This window comes from Geobacillus sp., assembly GCF_017515625.1.
Lineage (GTDB): Bacteria > Bacillota > Bacilli > Bacillales > Anoxybacillaceae > Geobacillus > Geobacillus stearothermophilus.
The window spans coordinates 1-5,314 of the sequence record NZ_JAFWFM010000017.1; the positions used below are offsets into that span (position 1 = coordinate 1).

Consider the following 5,314-nt stretch of genomic DNA (forward strand, 5'->3'; position numbering starts at 1 on the left):
CGGAACCGGCAAGCCGGGTTTGGTGACACGCCCGACCCCTTCTCCGCCGTCAATATGAACGCCCGGCGACGAAGCCCATGAGACAGTGGAAACGATGAGCGCGCCGTGCGTCGCATCCGGATCATCGCCGCCGTCTTTCACCACAGCTGCAGTCGCCGTTTCACCTTCGAACGAACAAGAGGCAAGTGAAAAGGTGACGACCCGCCCGATCGGAAGGCGAATCGTCGCGTCTGTCTGCACTTGGCCAGTGATGAGGGCTGTGAGCGCGGCTTTCGTTGCCGCTGCCGCGCACGATCCGGTCGTATATCCTTCACGCAGCGTTTTTTTCGTTTCCATCGTTCGTCACGCTCGCTCGGCGAGCAGCGATAACGCATTCAAGGCAGCGACGGTCACGGTGCTTCCTCCTTTGCGGCCGCGGTTGGTGATGAACGGCACATCGAGCTTCGCCAATTCTTCTTTCGATTCCGCCGCCGAGACGAATCCGACCGGCAAGCCGATCACCAATCCCGGCCGCGCTTCTCCTTCTTTGATGAGACGAATGAGCTCCAACAGCGCAGTCGGTGCGTTGCCAATGGCGAAAATGCCGCCTTCCGCTTCTTTCACCGCTTTGCGCATCGCCACGATCGCCCTCGTCGTATTCAGCCGTTTCGCTTCCGCGATCACGTCTTCATCAGAAATATAGACACGCACCGCGCTGCCGAACTTCGCCAACCGCGCTTGATTGACGCCGGCTTGCACCATTTGCACATCGGCGACGACGAGCTTGCCGCTGCGGATGGCATCAATGCCTGAGCGAATCGCATCCGGGTGGAAAAGAAGACTTTTGCCAAGCTCAAAATCAGCCGATGTATGGATGACGCGCTGAACGATTCGGTATTGTTCTTCTGTAAATGAATGCTCGCCGATCTCTTCATCAATGATTTGAAAGCTGCGCGCTTCAATTTGTTCCGGCTGCACCGTCGCCGGACGAAATGTTGTATGGAAGTCCATGACAATTCTCCTTTCTTCATGATCGCTTGCATGAGCGGCCACTAGAATCCCATTCTTTACACGGCCGGAAGCGGCGCATGCTGCTTCAACGACTCAAGCACGCCGGCAAAATCGTGATGCACGATGCCGTATGACAGCCGCGGGCGGCGGATGACGATGACATCAATGCCGAGCTCCTCGGCGGCAGCGATTTTCTCATCGACCAACCCGACTTTGCCGCTTTCTTTCGTGACGACGACCGTGACGCCAAAATGGCGGTATAGCGCCCGATCGAGCTCTTTCGTAAACGGCCCCTGCATCATGACGATCTGCTCTTGCGAAAACCCGAGCCGCTCGCATTTGTCCAAATTGTCTTTTCTCGGGAGCATCCGGGCGATCACCTTCACGTTTGGGCGATTGAGCAGTTTGGCGGCGAAAATGTCGAGCGTTTTGCTGCCGGTCGTCAGCATCACGACGCCGCCTTTTTCCGCCGCCAGCTCGGCGGCTTCTTCATAGCTATCGACAAATGTCACCTTCTCGGATGAAAGCGAAGACGCCTGCCGCTCATAGCGGATGTACGGCAATTCGGCAGCGGCCGACGCTTGCATGGCGTTTTTCGACGCCTCCTCCGCAAATGGATGGCTCGCATCGACAATCGCTTTGGCTCCCTCGGCTTTGGCCAAATCGGCAAGCTGGGACGCATCCAAGCGGCCGACATAGGCGCGAATGCCGGATGACCGAAGCTGTTCGGCCGCGTGATCGGTGACGACCGTCGCCGTGACCGAATAGCCAGCTTGTTGGATCATCACCGCCAATTCGCGGGCATCGCTCGTCCCTGCCAACATCAAAATCATCAGCGCTCCCCCTTTTTGTTTTTTAGTGATGATGGTGATGATGATGGTGAGAAACGTGCAGCCGGTATTGACAGATGTCGCAATTCATCGCCACCGTTTGATCGAGCACTTCTTGCAGGCGGTCAAGCACGATATCGATCAGTTTCGGATGAAAACCGACATAATCGGCCAGCGCAAATGAGACGTGCGGGTGATCGAGGCGGTATTGCGCCACTTGCTGTTCAAGCCGCTTGATGAGCACACCGGTGAACAAAAAATACGGCAAAACGACGATCCGCTTCGCCCCAAGCATGAGACAGCGGCGGACGGCGTCATCAAGCGACGGCGTCGTCACCCCCATAAACGCCGGCTCGATGAGCGCATAGCCCGTTTGTTCCCAAAACAAGCGGGCGATTTTATACAAGTCGCTGTTCGCGTCCGGGTCGCTCCCGCCGCGGCCGAGCAAAATGACCGCTGTGCCGTCGTCTGGCTGCTCCGGCCGCTCGCCGATTTCTTGCAATCGTTCGCGCAAAATAGCAAATGTCTGCTCATGGACGCCGATCGGCCGTCCATATCGAAACATGATGTGCGGATAGCGCGCTTTCGCCTCATCGATTTCCGCCGGGATGTGCAGCTTCGAATGCCCAGCCGGCAATAAAATGAGCGGAATGACCGCCACTTCCGCCGCTCCGGCCTCAACGCACCGCGCGATCCCTTCGCTGATCGACGGACGGCCAAACTCTAGAAAACTCGTTTCAACATGGAAAGAAGCAGAAAGACGCGGCCGCAGGCGGTCGACAAACTGCTGTACTTGCTCATTTCCTTCCGGGTCGCGGCTTCCATGGCCGACAAACAAAATGGCTCTCATATTCGCAGTCCGACAGCAGCGAGCCGATCGACAAACCCTTTTGGATTCTCTGTCACCCGCTCGATTTTGATATAATGATCCGGCGTGTACGTCATTTTCCCGTCCGGTCCGACCGCTTCGGCAAGCGCGATGAGCTGCTCCGGAGTAAACTGCTTGTTGGCCACCCCTGGGCTCACTGCCGCTTCGAACAGCACGGCGGACGCCTTCTTTGTCGTTCTTCTTTCCAATGCTACAAGCGCGTCCTCCGCTGTTTCTCTCACCCGATGCAACAGAGCGGATGACGGCCGGTTTTCCGTTTGGACGAATGGCTCTTCCGGCAGCGGAAAAGCGGAAGCTGCCGGCGCCAATCCAGCTTCCTTCGCGGCCGCGTCCACAGCCGGCGGCAAAACCGCTACGGCGGCAAAACCGCGGTCTTTCTCGTCGCCGAAAGCGGAGGCAGCCGCGGCAAACGCCGAAACGCTTCTCCGTTTTCTTCGTCCGGCTCTCTCAGCGGCTTCGTCTGGTCGAGCGCCCATGGCTCCGCCTCTTTGCGCAGCCGCTCATGCGGCTTGAGCGGCTGGACGGCGGCAGTCAACTGGTATTTGCGCTGGTAGCCGCGCGGCGTGATCATGAGCCCATCGTAAACAAAAGTCGTCGAGTTGCCGATAATGACCGTCGTCAACATGCCGATTTCATGGTCCAGCATATGCGCCAAGTCGGTGAGGACGATATGCTGACGCTCGCGATACGCGCTTTTTACCAGACCGACCGGGGTCTCCGGAGACCGGTGGCGAAGCAGGATGCGCTGCGCCTCCACAATCTGCCGAGTGCGCCGCCCGCTTTTCGGGTTGTACAGCGCGATGACAAAATCGGCCGCCGCCGCGGCGTCAATCCGCTTTTCAATCAGCTCCCACGGCGTCAAATGATCGCTCAAACTGATCGTACAGGCATCGTGCATAATCGGGGCGCCAAGCAGCGCCGCGCACGAATGAATCGCGGAAATGCCGGGGATGACTTCGACTTCAATCGGACTCGCTTTCGTCCACCCTTTTTCGATCAACACTTCATACACGAGCCCCGCCATGCCGTACAACCCGGCGTCGCCGCTGGAGATGACGGCAACCGTTTTGCCGCGCTCGGCCCACTTCACCGCCGCTTGGGCGCGGCTCACTTCTTCGGTCATGCCCGTGCTAATGATCTCTTTTCCAGCAATGAGATCGCGCACAAGTTCGATGTACGTTTTGTAGCCGATGATGACGTCGCTTTCTTCAATCGCTTCCCGAGCCCGTTTCGTCATATGGTCGACGCTTCCCGGGCCGAAGCCGACAATGAGCAATTTGCCGCTCATCATGATCCCTCCTTTTGCCGACTAGCACCCATTTTTCACACTCCATTCGCCGCTCATGTCCCTTTCACGGCGCAACACATCGGGGACGATCTTTTCCTCTGGCCGCCATGCTTGCCAAAGCCGCACGAACAGCGGAACATCCAAGCGAATGTCCAACAGCCGCTGGCGGTCGGCGAATACGTCTTCGGGCGCCCCTTGCATCACGATCCGTCCTTCGTGCATGACTGCGACGACATCCGCCCACTGCCAGACGAAATCCATGTCATGGGTGGCGATCAACACAGTCGTCCCCGCCTGGTGAATGGCGTCAATTTGTTTGAGAAACTGCTTTGTCTGATGCTGATCCAAATAGGCGGTCGGTTCGTCCAATACGAGCAAGTCCGGCTTGGCCGCCATCGTACAGCAGAGCGTCAGCCATTTTTTCTGTCCGAGACTGAATTGATGGGTCGGGCGGTCCAGCCAAGATTGAAGGTGGTATTCCGCCGTAATCGCGGCAAGCGCCTCCCTCATTTTTTCTCGATCGATTCCGGCATGGACTAAGCTGATCGCCAATTCATCACGCACGAGCGGGGCGAGGATTTGATGCTCCGGGTTTTGAAAGACGATGCCGACTTCACGCCGCCATTGCGTCCAATCAGCGCCGCGTTCATACATGTTGCGCCCTTTCCAATACACCGCTCCTTCCTGCGCCCGCAGCAGCCCGTTCAAATGAAGAAACAACGTCGTTTTGCCGCAGCCGTTTGGCCCGATCAAGGCGCATTTTTTTCGCTCTGGAATTTCCCAATCAATCCCATTCAGCACGTACCGTTCTGCTTGATAAGCGTATTTCACTCGTTCCATTCGCAGCAGCAACGTTTTCACCCTTTCCGCCATGCCCACCCAAGCAGCAAGGCCATGATGATGCCGGCCGCAACATCGACAAGAGGCACATGCGCTTTTTCCCGCTGATGCGTATGCCCAGCCGACGCGACGCCTCCACGCGCCGCAAGCGAACGGCTGAACGCTTCATATGACTGCCACGTTTTCATCCATAGTTGGTACATCAGCATCCCGCCATGCCGCCAATGCGTTCCCCCGCTGCGGGCCCGCAACGCCAGCATCAGCTCTGCGGCCGCCTGCTCGAGCAAAAAGATAAAGCGATACATAAGAAAGCAAAGTTCCACGAGCGCCGCCGGCAGCCGCATTCGCCTCAGCACCGCAATCAAGTCCGGCGCCGGCGTCGTAATGAGAAGGAAAAACAAGCACGACCAGGCGGCAAGGGAGCGGACGGCGAGCTTTGCAGCCGGCTGCAGCTGGCTGTCGATGAAAGTTATTTGA

The 5,314-nt window shown here is 57.7% G+C and carries 6 protein-coding genes and 1 pseudogene; all 7 read right to left on the minus strand.

The annotated features are described in order from the left end of the window. A partial coding sequence (locus IKE44_RS01240; RefSeq protein ID WP_287464777.1) for a cobalt-precorrin-5B (C(1))-methyltransferase occupies positions 1-336 on the minus strand: 336 nt, incomplete at its 3' end. 6 nt (positions 337-342) lie between these two features. After that, positions 343-990 carry a precorrin-8X methylmutase gene (locus IKE44_RS01245; protein WP_049624532.1) on the minus strand — a complete coding sequence of 216 codons (648 nt, stop codon included), beginning with the start codon at positions 988-990 and terminating at the stop codon, positions 343-345. Positions 991-1,046: 56 nt separating this feature from the next. Further along, positions 1,047-1,823 (minus strand): precorrin-6A reductase, encoded by a 777-nt coding sequence (gene cobK / locus IKE44_RS01250; RefSeq protein WP_049624533.1) that lies wholly within the window; start codon positions 1,821-1,823, stop codon positions 1,047-1,049. A 22-nt stretch (positions 1,824-1,845) separates the two neighbouring features. Next, on the minus strand, positions 1,846-2,670 hold the full coding sequence (locus IKE44_RS01255) for a sirohydrochlorin chelatase (protein WP_033016971.1): 825 nt from the start codon (positions 2,668-2,670) through the stop codon (positions 1,846-1,848). Positions 2,671-2,675: 5 nt separating this feature from the next. Next, a pseudogene (gene cobJ, locus IKE44_RS01260) lies at positions 2,676-3,997 on the minus strand (precorrin-3B C(17)-methyltransferase); the annotation flags it as partial. Between the two features lie 21 nt (positions 3,998-4,018). Next, positions 4,019-4,858, minus strand: a complete 840-nt coding sequence (locus tag IKE44_RS01265) for an energy-coupling factor ABC transporter ATP-binding protein (protein WP_033016974.1) — start codon at positions 4,856-4,858, stop codon at positions 4,019-4,021. Continuing rightward, positions 4,855-5,314 (minus strand): energy-coupling factor transporter transmembrane component T family protein (locus tag IKE44_RS01270; RefSeq protein ID WP_287464780.1); only part of this gene is annotated, 460 nt, incomplete at its 5' end. The genes IKE44_RS01265 and IKE44_RS01270, both read right to left, overlap by 4 nt.